This is a genomic window from Ruminiclostridium cellobioparum subsp. termitidis CT1112 (genome assembly GCF_000350485.1).
GTDB lineage: Bacteria > Bacillota > Clostridia > Acetivibrionales > DSM-1351 > Ruminiclostridium > Ruminiclostridium termitidis.
Map to the genome: position 1 here is coordinate 68,990 of NZ_AORV01000078.1, position 15,491 is coordinate 84,480.

Annotated in this window: 14 protein-coding genes; 2 read left to right on the top strand and 12 right to left on the bottom strand. The window is 41.6% G+C overall.

The genetic code is table 11. The features are described 5' to 3' along the window. Window positions 1-83 precede the first annotated feature (83 nt). Entirely contained in the window at window positions 84-2,390 is a 2,307-nt protein-coding gene (locus CTER_RS26335; RefSeq protein WP_004631247.1) for a helix-turn-helix domain-containing protein, read from the top strand. Between the two features lie 82 nt (window positions 2,391-2,472). Here the strand turns inward: CTER_RS26335 and CTER_RS26340 are convergent, their stop codons facing one another. The 12 genes from CTER_RS26340 to dgoD (CTER_RS26395) all read right to left on the bottom strand — a co-directional run bounded on the left by CTER_RS26340 (window position 2,473) and on the right by dgoD (CTER_RS26395) (window position 14,405). Further along, on the bottom strand, window positions 2,473-3,426 hold the full coding sequence (locus CTER_RS26340) for a PHP domain-containing protein (RefSeq protein ID WP_004631235.1): 954 nt from the start codon (window positions 3,424-3,426) through the stop codon (window positions 2,473-2,475). A gap of 4 nt (window positions 3,427-3,430) precedes the next feature. Next, a complete protein-coding gene (locus CTER_RS26345; protein WP_004631045.1) occupies window positions 3,431-4,276 on the bottom strand; it encodes a class II fructose-bisphosphate aldolase in 846 nt (281 codons plus the stop codon). Window positions 4,277-4,306: 30 nt separating this feature from the next. Next, a complete protein-coding gene (locus CTER_RS26350; RefSeq protein WP_004631219.1) occupies window positions 4,307-5,254 on the bottom strand; it encodes a transketolase family protein in 948 nt (315 codons plus the stop codon). Window positions 5,255-5,256: 2 nt separating this feature from the next. Next, entirely contained in the window at window positions 5,257-6,117 is an 861-nt protein-coding gene (locus CTER_RS26355) for a transketolase (RefSeq protein WP_004631161.1), read from the bottom strand. A gap of 31 nt (window positions 6,118-6,148) precedes the next feature. Further along, the gene (locus CTER_RS26360; protein ID WP_004631162.1) at window positions 6,149-6,595 is read right to left on the bottom strand and encodes an RpiB/LacA/LacB family sugar-phosphate isomerase; all 447 of its coding nucleotides are present in this window, start codon (window positions 6,593-6,595) and stop codon (window positions 6,149-6,151) included. Between the two features lie 4 nt (window positions 6,596-6,599). Further along, window positions 6,600-7,508 carry a dihydrodipicolinate synthase family protein gene (locus CTER_RS26365; protein ID WP_004631241.1) on the bottom strand — a complete coding sequence of 303 codons (909 nt, stop codon included), beginning with the start codon at window positions 7,506-7,508 and terminating at the stop codon, window positions 6,600-6,602. Between the two features lie 2 nt (window positions 7,509-7,510). Next, window positions 7,511-8,860, bottom strand: coding sequence for a xylulokinase (locus CTER_RS26370; protein WP_004631063.1), 1,350 nt, complete (start codon window positions 8,858-8,860; stop codon window positions 7,511-7,513). A gap of 91 nt (window positions 8,861-8,951) precedes the next feature. Further along, window positions 8,952-10,277, bottom strand: coding sequence for an ABC transporter substrate-binding protein (locus CTER_RS26375; protein WP_004631074.1), 1,326 nt, complete (start codon window positions 10,275-10,277; stop codon window positions 8,952-8,954). Window positions 10,278-10,305: 28 nt separating this feature from the next. Next, entirely contained in the window at window positions 10,306-11,169 is an 864-nt protein-coding gene (locus tag CTER_RS26380; protein ID WP_004631087.1) for a carbohydrate ABC transporter permease, read from the bottom strand. Next, a complete protein-coding gene (locus CTER_RS26385; RefSeq protein ID WP_004631213.1) occupies window positions 11,159-12,073 on the bottom strand; it encodes a carbohydrate ABC transporter permease in 915 nt (304 codons plus the stop codon). The genes CTER_RS26380 and CTER_RS26385 overlap by 11 nt, the downstream gene beginning before the upstream one ends. A 24-nt stretch (window positions 12,074-12,097) precedes the next feature. Continuing rightward, on the bottom strand, window positions 12,098-13,243 hold the full coding sequence (gene dgoD / locus CTER_RS26390; RefSeq protein ID WP_004631195.1) for a galactonate dehydratase: 1,146 nt from the start codon (window positions 13,241-13,243) through the stop codon (window positions 12,098-12,100). Window positions 13,244-13,256: 13 nt separating this feature from the next. Further along, entirely contained in the window at window positions 13,257-14,405 is a 1,149-nt protein-coding gene (gene dgoD / locus CTER_RS26395) for a galactonate dehydratase (RefSeq protein WP_004631082.1), read from the bottom strand. Window positions 14,406-14,658: 253 nt separating this feature from the next. Between dgoD (CTER_RS26395) and CTER_RS26400 the strand changes: the two genes are divergently transcribed. Beyond that, window positions 14,659-15,465, top strand: coding sequence for an IclR family transcriptional regulator (locus CTER_RS26400; RefSeq protein ID WP_004631255.1), 807 nt, complete (start codon window positions 14,659-14,661; stop codon window positions 15,463-15,465). Window positions 15,466-15,491 lie beyond the last annotated feature (26 nt).

Consider the following 15,491-nt stretch of genomic DNA (forward strand, 5'->3'; position numbering starts at 1 on the left):
TTTTAATATTTTTCACTTACTATTTTCCTCACTTCATGTAATAATATAAATAATCTACGACTAATTTCCGAGGTCAAATTAACATGTTGAAGCCTTCCATATTCCTGAGCAAATTTAACAGAACATTTTTAATTTATTTTGTATCGTACTTTCTTGTCATAATAATACCTATTATTGTGATAGGTTCATTTTCATATCTGGTTTCAATTAATGCACTTGAAAACGAATTGAGCAATTCAAGCGGCAATTCACTTATACAAATCCGGACAGCCATCGAAAATACTCTGGATGAAATTGACAAGCTCTCAATACAAACAGGGATTGATGCAAGAATATATGCATACGGCAATAATACAGACAGCAACTATTTCCTGACCGAACTTTTAGATCTTACCAGAGATATACCCAGTAAAAACAGAAACATTCAATCCATAAAAATGTACTTTAAAGCAAATAATATGATAATATCCTCTTCAGGTATTCTAAGTGCGTATAAGGGCGAGGTAGCAAACCGCTGGGTTGAAAATTCCGGGAATACTTCCCGCAAGGCCATTTGGCTGCCTACCCAAAGCATACCTAACTATGACGGTGATATCGACAAGGTCATTACCCTTGTGCGCAGCGTGCCCGTCAACACCGAAAAGAAGCTGGGGCTTCTGGCGGTAAATATCCACGAAGCAAAATTATCCCAGGCCATGGAAAACATGAAAATTAACAGCCATTCGGCCATATATATCACTGACGATCACAAAAATTTGATATCCGGGAAACCTTTAAATACGGATATTACAAATGACAGAAGCAGTGAATATATAAATAAAATCCTCGGTTCGGGCAATCAGGGGCATTTTATTGCCGGTATCAATAAAACTCCTACCCTTGTTTGCTATGCAAAATCCTCCTACACCGGCTGGATTTTTGTATCTGAAACACCTCTTACTTATTTGACGCAAAAACTGTCCTTCATACAGAACCTTACTTTCGGCTTATGCCTTTTACTGGCCTTCGTGGGAATTTTTATATCGTATCTCCTGTCAAGAACCATGTACAATCCCATAAAGAAGCTTATGGATATGTTCAAATCCCAGCCGGACAGCTCAAATACAATGTTTGAGGCCAAAAGCAGGGATTCCTTCACCTTCCTGTCAGGGGCCTTCCAACAGGTAATAGTAAGGAATAAAGATCTTGAAAAGTCCTATTATTCCAGCCTTCCTGTACTCAATGAGAGGTTTGTACTGAGTTTGCTAAACAACAAAATAGTTGATACCCTGGAAATTCAAAGCCAGATTGACTTTCTCGGCATTGATTTTATGTACCCCAATTATTGCGTTGTTCTCATTGAAGTTGACAATTTTGCAGAGCTGGCGGATACACTGACACTCGCCGACCTCAATCTGTATATATTTGCAATACGCAACATTGCTGAAGAGCTTTTAGGCACAAGCTTCAAATTTCTATCGGCCGAGGTATCGGAAAGCAGGCTGGCCTTCATCGTCAACATTCCGGATGAGAATGTGAACACCTTCAACTCTGACATTACAGATATTCTGGAACAAATAAAGGAATCGGTAAGTAAATTCTACACCCTGACCGTCTCTGCAGGTATCGGCAATATATACCATGAAATGGCAGACTGCGGTCTTTCCTACAGGGAAAGCCTGAATGTCATGAAATACAAGCTTATGTCGGGTACTGATACCATTCTTTTTTATCATGATCTTTCGGACAGCTATAAAATTGCATATTATTATCCTGAAAAGACTGAAACCCTGATAAAAAACAATATTAAGTCGGGTGATATACAAAAGGTTAAGGAATATCTCAATGAAATATATTCAAACATAAAAAGTAACTACAGCGTGTCCTACGAAGAAGTCTACAGCACCTATAACAGACTCCTGGATGCTTCGCTGTCCGTTCTGTCGGATTCCGGAATACAGCATTCGGATATTTTCGGAGAAAACTACATTGTATATAAGGATCTGGCAAAGAAGGAGACCCTTGACGAAATTCATCTTTTCATAGGCAGGCTGTTTGAAAGTATTGTTTCATACATTTCAAGCATTGATAAGGGAGATAAAAATATTGAAAAAGCCATGGATTTCATAGGTAAGAATTTTCAGAGGGACCTATCGGTGGAATCCATAGCCGACTATGTAGGCCTCAATGCTTCATATTTCAGCAGAGTGTTTAAAAATGTGACCGGCAAGACCGTTCTGGAATTTATAACTCTCAAACGGCTTGAGTCCAGCAAGGAACTGCTGAAGGAAACAAATCTCAACATTGCCCAGATTGCCCAGAAGGTGGGCTACAACAATGTTCACAGCTTCATGCGTTTCTTTAAAAAATACGAGGGAATTACTCCTGGTGATTACCGGAATGGACAATAATATATAATAATAAAATCTTTTTGAAGGCCAGCAAGCTCGTCCGGCAGTTGCGGACGAGCTAAGGTTTTATGAGATTTGGCCGCTAATCAACCAATCTTTTCAACAGTTTATTTCCATAAAAGTACTCTTCCGAAACACCGCATTCACCTATAAACCGCGGCCTGGCTGATCCTTTTTTAAAGTCGGCATGATAATCCGAGCCACCTGACATAATAGAAACCCTGCTTTCATATTTTTGCCTGATTTCGGTATAAATCTCCTCTTTGGATTTATTCCCGGAATAGCTGGTCTTGTCATAGGTGTAGCAGGCTTCTATTCCATCCAGCCCGGCATTTATCAGAATATCTATATATTCTTCCCGGCTGATTATTTTCTGGTTTATAACTACACTTTCCGATATGAGGTGAGGATGTGCAAGAATTGTGATACCGCCGCAGCGGTGTATTTCCTTTATTACATTCACCGGATCGGGCTTACGCCTGTTGATTCTGTATCTCTCATTATTCTTTATCATCAATTTGGCAGAACTCCAGTCAGAGGAATAACCCTTTGTGGCTATGAGTTCAAATATCATCTTTTTCTGAATCTGACTTTCTTCAATGGGCGTTCCGTTATTCTCCAGCAGTTCTTTCCAGGAAATATCAATCCCGTCGGAATTCAACCTTTCCACAAGAATACGGTAGCCTTCTATTTTTGAAGCTGCAACGGCTTCCTGGAGCTGTTTGAAAAAAGCATCCTTCCAGTTACATCCCAGGCACACAATATGGACGTCTTCGACTTCAGTTTCACAGGAGATCTCTATTCCTTTGAGCAGGATGACTCCCTTTTCCTTTGCATACGCTTCGGGAGAGATCTCCAGCCCGCCGGCAATAATTCTTTCCGGAGGAATAATATCATGATCAGTGATGGCGACTATTCTCATCCCCTGTCGGGCTGCGTGATCAATCAGCTCCTGAACAGAATCCGCCCCATCGGACCGGGTGGTATGACAATGGAGATCGCATGGAAAATTTGGTGACATTAACGGTATTTCCATTAAATCAATCCTTTCTGAATAATCTGATATGCTTTATTGCAGCACTTTCAATTTTTTTGTACAGAAATTCATCCATTCCAATAGGATCCAACCTGTCTGGATATAATTTAAGATATTCTCTGGCACCATCAATGTAAGCATGTTTTATAGCAGTAGAAACATTTATTTTGGATGCTCCGCTTTCAATCAATTTTAGAAATGTACCGTCTTCAAGCCCGGTTCCTCCGTGTATAACTATGGGCTGCGATATTCTGTCCTTCAACTGCTCTATCAAACCGAAATTGATATGGGGCTGGCCCTTATACATTCCGTGTGCGGTGCCTACCGCCGGTGCAAACATGTCAACTTCCGATTCTCCGGCATACCTGATGGCTTCATCCAGTGATGTTTTCTCGGCATCATCTTCCGAAACGCTTATATCGTCTTCCACTCCGGCAATTTTCCCAAGCTCGCCTTCAATAAATACACCCCGCGCATGTGCGTATTCTGCCAGGGTTTTGCTGTTTCGTATGTTTTCCCCGATTGGCAGAGCAGATCCGTCATACATGACAGAATCCCATCCGTTGTCAATACAGGACTTTACCAACTCCAAATCCTTGCAATGATCCAAATGGATAAAAACATTTACTTCGGCAGAATCAGCCAATTGCCTGAGCATACTGCCCAGAGCCTTAACCCCCAAAGTGACCGCAGTCTGGGATGAAGTCTGCAATATAACAGGGCATCCCTCCTTCCGAGCAGCACTTATCACTGCCTTTGCCGACAGATAATTAAATATGTTAAAGGCTCCAATGGCAAAACTGTCTTTTTTTGCCCTCAATAACTCTTCCAAGATTGACCTTTTGTTCATTATATCCTCCAAATACGTGCTAATATCTTATCAACCGTTGCCATACTCCATACCCGGAAGACTTTCCCGTACAGCCCTGACAATCCCATCGACATCCAAGCCGTAAAACGACAGTATTTCTTCATATGGACCTGATGTAGCATAAACTTTGGGGATTCCCAGTCTTTTTACTGGTACGGGGTATTCTTCGCTGCAAACTTCTGAAACTATTGAGCCCAGGCCACCTTCGGTATAATGCTCTTCCACAGTTAATATTCTGCCGGTTTTCCTTGCAGCTTCCACTATAATTTCCCTGTCGACAGGTGATATTGTGGGCATACCGACCACTTGAACCGCTATTCCCTGTTTACGCAATTTTTCAGCCGCCTTTACCGCTTTTGCCGTCATAAGTCCGGTTGAAATAATGGCCATATCACTGCCTTCACAAAGCACCTGTCCTTTTCCTATTTCAAATTGTTTTTCCTGAAGAAAAACCTCCTGAGGCTCATTTCCAATCCTCATATAAACCGGACCATTGTATTCCAGCATGGCTTTGGCCGCTGCAGTTATTTCCGATGGGTCCTGCGGCGCCAGTACAACCATACCGGGAATCATCCTCATTATTGCATAATCCTCCAATGAATGGTGGGTTGCGCCGAGGTCAGAGTATGTAATACCTCCGTTTCTTCCTACGATTTTAACATTTTGCTTCATATAACCACAGTCATTGCGCAGCATTTCAAAAGGCCGGGCTGTAACAAAAGGTGCTATGGCGCAAAAAACCGGCACTTTTCCTGTTGTTGCCAACCCTGATGCAATACCTACAACCCCCTGCTCCATGATGCCAAACTCAAAATAGCGCTCAGGATGTGCCTTGGAAAACTCACCAAATCCCGAACTGCCTCCGCTGTCAGCTGATAGAATAACAACATCTTTATTTTTACCGGCTATTTCCGATACTGCCTTGCCAAACGCTTTTCTTGGATCTATTTTTTCCAAATTCAGCTCACCTCTTTTACTGTACTTTCCAAATGATGAATTATTTCTTCAGTTTCCCTGATAACTGTTTCCAGTTCTTCTTTTGAGGGCTTCCAATAGTGGTATGCCACCTTTCCTTCCCCCATAGACAGCCCTTTTGCCTTTACGGTATTGGCAACCACCAATGTTGGTTTGCCGTTTTTTAATGGCAGCCGGTCCATCAGCTCAATTATTTGCTCCATATCATTTCCATCCACTTCCATAACATTCCAGCCAAAGGCCTCAAATCTTTTGTCCAGTGGTTCAAAATTCATAATATCAGAAGTTTTTCCGCTGATTTGCAGGCCGTTTTTATCTACAAATGCCACCAGATTTTCAATATTGTGATGTGCCGCTGCAGCCGCAGCCTCCCAGTTTGACCCTTCTGCCAATTCCCCGTCTCCCATTACAACATAGACAGTTGAATCACTTCCCCGGGAGCGAAGCCCGAGAGCCATTCCGCAGGCAAGTGACAAGCCGTGTCCCAGGGCCCCGGTATTGCCTTCCACCCCATTCAGTTTATGCATGTCAGGATGCCCCGGTAATTTTGAATTAAGCTTTCCGTATGTATCCAATATTTTCTTGTCAAAGAAGCCCCTCTCGGCAAGTACACCATATTGGGCCATACACTTGTGTCCCGCTGACAATAAAAAGCGGTCCCTGTCGGGCTTTTTCGGATTAGCCGGATCTATGTTCATTTTATAAAAATAAAGTGCCGTAATGATATCTATACAGGAAAATGCCCCTCCGATATGGCCGCACCCTCCGGCCTGTATCATACGCAGAACATTGCGCCGGCTTTTAGCGGCACATAATTTCAGATTTGTAATAGTTTTATCTCCCATTCTTATTCCCTCTTCCATTAATTAAACATTATCAGTGAGCTTCATATTTTTGAATGCTTTCCACTTTTGGAGCCGATCTGGAATTGGGATCGAAGGATGATTCCAGGTACTCCTTTACCAGACATTTTGCCAATTCCACCCCGGTAACCTGTGCTCCTAAAGTAATTATATTTGCATTATTGCTTCTTGCCGCCCTCTGGGCCTGGTAGATATCACCCACCAATGCCGCATAAGCACCTTTTACCTTATTGGCAGCTATACTTACGCCGATACCCGTACCACAGATAAGAATGCCTCTATTAAACTTTCCGGCAGCAACAGCTTCTGCAACCTTTACCGCAGTATTTGCATATATGGGATCATTACTTCCATAATCTTCACAGGTATATCCCAAACCGGTTACATAACTTATCAGTTCTTTCTTTAATTCAGCCGCATTTGGATCACATCCGAACACTATTGACATTTTGTCAGACATAGAATCACTCCTTTATAAAATTATTTATCTCTTCAACACCCGATTTTAAATTCCAGGTCATTTCATACAAAGCCATACCCGTTACTTCCTGAAGAGGCCTTCTGGGAACTCCGCAGCTATACCCGAATATGTTCATTGCGGCTTTAACTCCTGCCACTCCATATTGAGCTGTAGTTTTTTTTGCCAGCCCGCACAACCTCCTGTGCAGCTCCCGGGCCTTATCAATTTTTCCTTTAACCAAAAGCTCATACAGGGAACAGCAAATTTCCGGAATGTAATTCGCCGATGATAAAACACCGCCGGTTGCCCCTGACAGGATGCCTTCATAAAATTTATCCATGGTTCCGGCCAGCAGTGAAAAGTCTTTCCGTTCCGGCAGCATCGAAGCATATTCATTCACAGGCTTTGATGATGTATCTTTCATCCCTGATATATTTGAAATACCTGCCAGCCTGGCCATAAGCTCAGGTTCAATATTGACACCCGATGCATAACCGGGTGCGCTGTACAGAATAACAGGAACAGATATTTTTTCTGCAACTTCGCGATAATATTTTTCAAGAACTTCTGAAGACATCTGTTTTGGAAAATAGTGCGGTGTCAGTACAAAGACCGCATCCACGCCAATTTCCTCAGCCTTCTTTGAAAATTCCACAGTATTCTTTACCGATTCCCTGCCGGTTCCTGCAAAGACCAGTTTATTTTTACCGGCAGTTTTTTTAACCACATTGAGTATATCCAATGCTTCATCATCAGATATATACGCAAATTCACCATTACTTCCAAGCGGCATATAGCCGCTTACCCCAGTCAGGTTCAGCTTTTGAATGTTTTCCTTAAGTAAACCCGGATCAACCTTCTGGTCAGCCTGGAAAGGTGTGATAACCGGAACGAAAATTCCGTTCAACAGCATGTCTATCTACCTCCGATATGCAATAGATTATTTTTTTTAAGCATATTCCAGGCCAAAACAGCACAGCCTTTCAGAGGACAATTATCTACTACTTCTATCTCTGCATCATCGAATATACTTCTTTTTCTTTTTAAATAAGAAGGATTTTCAACAAGATTTCCGGTGGCTTTCATATACTTATTAACATTTATTATTTTTTTACATTCCTCAAGTGTAATTTTTGCAGGATTCTGAATTCCGTCTATTACCGCATTCAGCAGATCATCTCTTTTTGTACCGAGCGATAAACCGCTAAACGCTCCTTTTTTTACTCTAAGGCTCTGCCTGTCTCCGGTAAGATACGGCAAAAACCTCACACCGTCTGACTGGTATTCATTTTCCAGCACCTCAGCCAGGTGTTTCTGAAAAAACCCTTCCTTGCTCATTTCCCTATAGAATTCATTTTGAAACCATTCCAAAATAAATCCTGCTGTTGTTATTGAGAATATCTGCCACTTTCCCTTTACAGGTGAGCAGCGTAAATAATATTTATCGTTTGTCACGGGACGGTCCGACAATACCGAGATCATCTCACTGCTGCCCGAAATAAACAATACGTCGCCTGTTTGGGTATTCCCGGCTCCAACAATCGCTCCGGCAACATCCTGCATTCCCAGCATTACCGGAATGCCCTGTTTTACACCCATTATTTCAGCCATTTCTTTCTGAAGTATCCCGGAGCAGTCCCCGGTTTCAAATATTTCGGGCAAAAGCCTTTCAGGTACATTGAAGAGTTTGCATATTTCATGGGACCACCCCTTGTTTTTAACAGTTTCGTACATACCCGTTATTGATGCATTGGTTAAGTCAATTGCCCATTCCCCTGTCATCCGCTTGAATAAATATGTAGATAAATGTCCTATCTTTTCGGTTCTGTCAATAAGTTCGGGACGATGATCCATAAACCAGAGCAGGGTGGTCAGGGTAACTCCTCCGGCATGCGGAAGTGTACCGGTTATATTTCTGAATTCATCCTTGCCTATATTTTCTATTATTTTTTTTGTATATTGACGGCTTCTTCGATCAAGATGGGTTATTATACGGGAAACCGCATTCCCCTCTTTATCCATTAGTAGGAAGGACGGTGCAAAGGTGTCAAAGCCGATGGCTTCAACATGGGGTAGATATTCTTTTAATTCATGCAAGGATTGGATAAAAGCATTCATTACTTCATCCACATCTATTTCAACTCTGTTTTTCTCAGTTACCTTAAATTCATAATTATGTTTGGCTGTTTTTATTAAATTAATATTTTCATCCAATATTGCAGTTTTTACCGATGATGTACCAAAATCCGCTGCCAAAACATACATTGCATCTCCTCCTTTCTATAAACATGGGGAATAGAGCCAATACCCGATTCCCCATGTTCAGTCTGTTATGTAAGTATTACGTTACAAGTTTTCAGTTATTTGCTTCCAATACAGACTTCAGTCTGGTTTCAACGGTTTTCATTATCTCATCTATTGTTCTGTTTGTTGCCAGCATTGTATTATATGAATCACCCATGATGTCCAGTATTTCAGTATAGGCAGGGAATGAAGGCTGTGGAAGGGCGTATTGCATGCAGTCCAGGAAGCCTTTGAAGCTGTCAGTCTGCAATTCAGGTGCACTTATTGCTTCTTTTGTAACCGGGAGTCTCCCTGATTTTATTGCAAAATCAACCGCAATATCCTTGCTTGTCATAAACTTAAGGTAATCCGCCATGGCTTCGGGATTTTTACACTCTGTCGTAATTGCATAGCCTGATGTCTGCAAATTTGTTACATGTCTCTCGTCGGCAGGCATGGGTATGCTTACCAGCTTTCCTTTAAGTGCGGGATTAGCACTCTCTATTGCGCCTATTGCATTTGAACCTGATATCATCAAGCCTGTCTGTTCCTTTGCAAAATATGCAACAGCTTCAGGATAACCCGTTTCAGTCACTCCGGGAGGTACAACGCCGTCTTTCTTTGACAGGTCCACAAAAGTTTGAAGTGCTTTTTTGTATTTATCGGTGGTTAAATCAGAAACCCATTTGCCGGAAGCATCCTTATATACTTCATTAACTCCAAATGTCCTTATAAACTGACAGAACCTGGCTTCTCCGGAACCGTTTTTAGTTCCTACCATACTGAATCCCCAGTGTCCGTCTTTTGTAAATGCCTTTGCAGCCGTTTGGAAATCTGCTACAGTCTCTATTTTGTCAATTCCGGCATCCTTCATCCAATCGGCTCTGGCAATGAGAGCCACGGGTATAACGTGCCAGGGCACCAGCATAAGTTGGCCTTCAATCTTTCCAAATTCAACAACTTTTTCATTAAGTGTTGATATAAATTCCGGTCCCAGCAACTTTTCATGATCAACTATGATTCCCATATCATGTGCCTGCGCCATGAATTCCGTAGGCATAAAAAATGCATCGGGAAGGTCTCCGCTGGTATTTAATGCAATTATCTTCTTTGCCATTTCATTGACAGGCTGTTCTAAAAATTTAATCTTTACATTTTGATGCTCTTTCATATACGCATCTGCCATGGCCTGTTCAAGAGGTGCTTCTGTTTCGGTAATAAGTGTAGACATAACCGTCAATGTTACTTCTTCATCAGAATTCGCGGCGGCAGCTGACGAAGTTCCCGAAGATGCCCCCTGGCTGTTCTGCGAATCTCCGGCCGAAGAACTGCCGCAGCCGGCCAGCATTGATGCTGCCATTGCAAAACACAATACGATTACCAACAATCTTTTTTTCATAAATTAATCCTCCTCTAAAATTAATTATTTATTGTTTTACAGCTCCCGCTGTTAAACCGCTGATAAATGATTTCTGCAGGAATATGAATAATATTACCAAAGGCAGGCTTGCAATTACCGAAGCAGCCATCATATCATTCCACAGAATTTTATAAAATCCGTTAAGGTCGGCTATTCCCAATGGAACTGTTTTAAGTTCGGGTGAGGTTATTAATACCTGCGCAAACATATATTCATTCCATGCAGTTATAAATGAGTATATTGCAACTGAGGAAATACCCGGCAAGGTCATGGGAAGCACGATTTTATAAAATGCCTTCCATCTGGAGCAGCCGTCAATTATGGCCGCTTCGTCCAATTCAAGAGGTATTGTTCTAAAAAACCCAACCATCATCCACGTGCAGAAGGGAATTGTAAATGATGTATAGACAAGAATCATTCCCAGCAAACTATCCTTTAATCCGTATAAATCAAGAACCTTATAAAAGGGAATCAACAGCATGATGGAAGGAAACATCTGAGTTACAAGAACAAATGTTAAAAAGCTGTTTTTGCCTTTAAACTTGAATCTTGTTATTCCATAGCCCGACAGACAGGAAAAGAATACCGACAGTACCACTGCTCCAATTACGATAATAATGCTGTTTTTAAAATAAGTCAGAAAAGGGTACTCGGTCCAAAGCCGGCTGTAAGAATCAAAAGTAGGATTGTCCGGTATCCATTTAGGCGGTATTGTGATGGTTTCAGATTCAATCTTAACAGAAGTGGATATCATCCATAGCATGGGCACCAGGACAAGAATCGATGAAATTCCCAGAACAAAATATGTCAATATATTACCGGTAATTTTACCTCGTTTTAGTTTTATGTTAACTTCTTTTTTATTCTTCATTGTCCAAGAACCTCCTATACAATTTGCTTATTACCAGGCAAATGAAGAATACAATGACAGACATTGCTGCAGCCTTTCCAAAATTGAAATATTCAAATGCCTGCTTGTATATCTCTATACTGATTATCGAGGTATCGCTTCCGGGACCACCTTTTGTCAGCAGATACACTATTGTATAGTGCTTGAACCACCATACGGTATCTAAAACCAGTGTGGTAGTAAGTACGGGCTTTATCGACGGAAGTACAATTCTGAAAAAAGTCTGAACCTTATTGGCACCATCCATTTTTGCGGCCTCATATATATCTTCCGATACACTTTGCAGTCCTGCCAGCACATTTACCATAACAAGCGGATAGCCTTTCCATATACATACAAGTACTACTGCAATAAAGGCAAACCGCGTATCCCCAAGCCAGGATATATGATCATTTATTAATCCTGCATCAAGCAGATAATTATTTACCAACCCGTATAAGGGATTCATGATCCATTTAAATATGAGTGCGACTACTACCTCGGGAAAAAGCCACGGAAGAACTAAAACAGCCCTGAAAAAGGTTATTCCTGCCTTTTTCTGGTTCAGTACCATTCCCAGTAACACACCGATTACAAAATGTGCTGCTACAACCAGAAAAGTAAATTTTAGTGTTACCCATATCTGTGAAATAAAGGTCTTATCGGAAAAAATGCTGATATAATTCTTTAAGGCTACAAAATCCCATTTGTTAGACAGGTTTGTTTTGAAGAAACTGATGAACACCCCGTAACACAGGGGATATATCACTAACATAATTAACGCTATTAAGGCTGGACCAATAAATATATAGGGGGTCAAGCTCTTAAGTGAAATTTTTCGAGAATCAAAAGCCGCCGTCTTATTCGTCCCGCTTCTATTATTCATGAACAATTGCCTCCTCCATTAAAATTACCAATCTGCTACAGAATGATCGTCTTCGTGATAATATACCGGGCAGCTCCAACTTCCATCATATATATAATCTTTAATTGCATCTTCATTAACTTCAAAACCCAGACCGGGAGCGGTCGGGACGTCAATATATCCATCTTTTATTTCAAAAGCCCTTTTGAAAAGATTTTTCCCCAAATCCGAACCGTCTTCCAGACGTATATTTTCCTGAGCGGTAAAATTGGGAATACAGGTATCGATTTGCAGACAGGATGCCAATGCTATAGGTCCAAGAGGATTATGCGGAGCAATATTTACATAATAGTTTGCCGCCATGGCAGCTATCTTGAAAGTTGATAATATACCTCCGCAATGGCTTAAATCCGGCTGAAGAACATTCGCGGCCTGTTTTTCCAGTACCTGCCGGAAAGCCCATGGTGTGAACAACCTCTCTCCGGTTGCAATGGGAATTGTAGTGGATCGAGCAATCCTTGCCATGCAATCAACATTTTCAGGAAGGACGGGCTCTTCTACAAACATGGGATAATACTTTTCCAGTTCTCTGCAAAAAATAGGCGCCATGGCAGGTGAAACTCTACCGTGAAAATCAATGGCAATATCAATATCCTTGCCGACAGCTTCTCTTAAAGCAGCAAATTTGTTTACATAAGTCTCAACAGTCTTCATTGTATCAATATGTCTGAGAGGAACATGTATGGGTGTCTTCAATGCTGTGTACCCCTGTGCGACTTTTTCTTTTGCAGCTTTGCAAAGTTCTTCCACCGATGGATTTTCAACAGGTGTGATGTGTGCATACATTCTTATTCTGTCTCTGCATTTGCCCCCAAGCATTTGCCAAACGGGCATCCCGTATACCTTCCCCTTGATATCCCAAAGCGCCTGTTCTATCCCGCTTATTGCGCTGCATATAATTGCACCGCCCCTGTAAAAGGAACCACGGTACATCAGCTGCCAGAGGTGCTCGATATTCATGGGGTCCTCACCGATTATCATTTTCCCCAGGGTGTGTACGGCTTCCTCAACAACTGTACTCTTACCTTCAATGACAGGTTCCCCCCAGCCGCAGACCCCCTCATCCGTTGTAATTTTTAAAAACAGCCATCTGGGTAAAAGATTGTATGTTTCAAATTTTACAATTTTCATTTATCCGTCCTCCTTACCAGTCCCCTAATGAATTATCATCGGAATGATATTCCACGGGGCAGATATAATATCCGTCATAAGCAAAGTCTTTCAATACCTCTTCATTAACCTCAAAACCAAGTCCGGGCTTTTCAGGTATATCTATGTAACCGTCAACTATTTTAAACGGCTCCTTAAACAGTATATTTCCGAGATCTGTTCCGTCAGGCATTGTAGGATGCTCCTGGGCAGTAAAATTCGGAATACATGTGTCAATTTGAAGACATGCAGCCAAAGCAATCGGGCCAAGCGGATTATGCGGAGCCATGGAGCAATAATAGTTGGCCCCCATGGCTGCAATCTTGTAAGTTTGCAAGATTCCGCCGCAATGACAGACATCCGGCTGCAAAACTTGTGCCGCCTGCTTTTCTATAACTTCTCTGAAACCCCAGGTTGTAAACAGCCTCTCCCCTGTCGCTATGGGAATACTTGTTAATTTTGCAATTTTAACCATGGCATCTACGTTTTCGGGTAATACCGGTTCTTCAATAAACATGGGATAGTACGGCTCCAATTCCCTGCAAAGGATGGGTGCCATAGCCGGTGAAATACGTCCGTGGAAATCTATGGCTATATCAACTTCCTTACCAACCGTCTCCCGTATTGCCGCAAATTTTTCTATATATTTTTCAACGGTCTGCATGGTATCAATATGTCTTACAGGGGCAAACATGGGTGTTTTTAAAGATTTAAAACCAGCCTCCAACCTTTTTTTTGCCCACTCCCGGACTTGTTCGACAGTTGGATTCTCCACATTGGGAGTGATATGGGCATACATTCTGATACGGTCTCTGCAGCGCCCGCCTAAAAGCTGCCATACAGGCACGCCGTATGTCTTTCCCTTAATATCCCATAGAGCCTGTTCAATACCGCTGATTGCGCTGCATAAGATTGCTCCCCCGCGATAGAATGCTCCTCTGTACATCAGCTGCCACAGGTGTTCTATATTCATCGGATCTTCTCCGATAATCATTTTGCCCAGAATATGTACTGCTTCTTCCACAACCTTTGTCTTACCTTCCAGATCAGGCTCACCCCAACCGCATACCCCTTCATCAGTAGATATTTTCAAAAACAGCCATCTTGGCCGGATATGAAATGTTTCCAATTTCGTTATTTTCATGCATGTCTCCTTCCCATCAAAATCAAAATTCCGTTCGCCATTTCGTACGTTGTTCGCAATTTTAATTATATCAACTAAAAACTTTTATGTCAACATATTATAAAATATTTCAAAAAATCGGCCTTAAAACTATGCATATTTATTAATTTTCATACAATGTGTTGACTTGTTTTAAATATGAATGATATAATTTTATTCATAGGTCGTTCGGATATCCGGACGGATAATCGTAATTGTGAATGAGGGAGATAATATGGAAAACCAGAATATCAAGATTAACAAGACTGTAGCCCGCGTTGCAGATATATTGGACTATATTGCCAAGTCGCAAAAGCCGGCAGGTTTGGCTGAAATCAGTAAGGAACTTAAAATACCAAAAAGCAGTGCTTTTGATATAATACATACACTTGCAAGCAAAAAAATGTTAATTATAAATGAAGAGACCAAAACATTTCAGTTGGATGTTAAATCCTTTGAAATCGGAAGTGCATATCTTGGGCGTTCCCATATCCATAGCGCCGCACGTCCCTATTTAAAGGATCTAAGCCTGCAAACCGGTGAAACAGCATTTCTGGCTGTTCCAAACAATGGCTTCCTTGTATACCTGGACAAAGTGGAAGGAAGATCCCCTACCAGGACTACATGTGTAATAGGCGACCGGAATTATATGCATTGTACCGGCCTCGGCAAAGCCATGCTGGCATCCATGCCTATTGAAGAAGTGAGAATGATAACAGGCGGCGGAAAACTGCAAACGCATACGGCTAATACTCTCCCCGATTTCAACAGTCTCATAGCAGACCTTGAAAAAATCAGGGAAAGAGGTTATTCTATCGACAACTGTGAAGACAATGATTTTGTATTTTGTGTCGCTGCTCCCATACTCAATCATTCGGGTAAATGCATAGCCGCAATAAGCATTTCTACCATATATACGCCTTCTACCAGGGAGAAGGAGCCGTTTTACAGCAAATTAATAACCGATGCCGCCCTGGAAATCTCCCATAGATTCGGCTATACTGAAAACTTAATTTATTCCGTTCGCTCATATAATATTTAATCCGGCATAACAATGTATTTCCATTT

What these genes read in the sequence shown, in the direction of transcription:
- CTER_RS26335 (WP_004631247.1), top strand. Translation starts at nt 84, where the DNA reads ATGTTGAAGCCTTCCATATTCCTGAGCAAATTTAACAGAACATTTTTA.
- CTER_RS26340 (WP_004631235.1), bottom strand. Translation starts at nt 3,426, where the DNA reads ATGGAAATACCGTTAATGTCACCAAATTTTCCATGCGATCTCCATTGT.
- CTER_RS26345 (WP_004631045.1), bottom strand. Translation starts at nt 4,276, where the DNA reads ATGAACAAAAGGTCAATCTTGGAAGAGTTATTGAGGGCAAAAAAAGAC.
- CTER_RS26355 (WP_004631161.1), bottom strand. Translation starts at nt 6,117, where the DNA reads ATGGGAGATAAAACTATTACAAATCTGAAATTATGTGCCGCTAAAAGC.
- CTER_RS26360 (WP_004631162.1), bottom strand. Translation starts at nt 6,595, where the DNA reads ATGTCTGACAAAATGTCAATAGTGTTCGGATGTGATCCAAATGCGGCT.
- CTER_RS26365 (WP_004631241.1), bottom strand. Translation starts at nt 7,508, where the DNA reads ATGCTGTTGAACGGAATTTTCGTTCCGGTTATCACACCTTTCCAGGCT.
- CTER_RS26370 (WP_004631063.1), bottom strand. Translation starts at nt 8,860, where the DNA reads ATGTATGTTTTGGCAGCGGATTTTGGTACATCATCGGTAAAAACTGCA.
- CTER_RS26375 (WP_004631074.1), bottom strand. Translation starts at nt 10,277, where the DNA reads ATGAAAAAAAGATTGTTGGTAATCGTATTGTGTTTTGCAATGGCAGCA.
- CTER_RS26380 (WP_004631087.1), bottom strand. Translation starts at nt 11,169, where the DNA reads ATGAAGAATAAAAAAGAAGTTAACATAAAACTAAAACGAGGTAAAATT.
- CTER_RS26385 (WP_004631213.1), bottom strand. Translation starts at nt 12,073, where the DNA reads ATGAATAATAGAAGCGGGACGAATAAGACGGCGGCTTTTGATTCTCGA.
- dgoD (WP_004631195.1), bottom strand. Translation starts at nt 13,243, where the DNA reads ATGAAAATTGTAAAATTTGAAACATACAATCTTTTACCCAGATGGCTG.
- dgoD (WP_004631082.1), bottom strand. Translation starts at nt 14,405, where the DNA reads ATGAAAATAACGAAATTGGAAACATTTCATATCCGGCCAAGATGGCTG.
- CTER_RS26400 (WP_004631255.1), top strand. Translation starts at nt 14,659, where the DNA reads ATGGAAAACCAGAATATCAAGATTAACAAGACTGTAGCCCGCGTTGCA.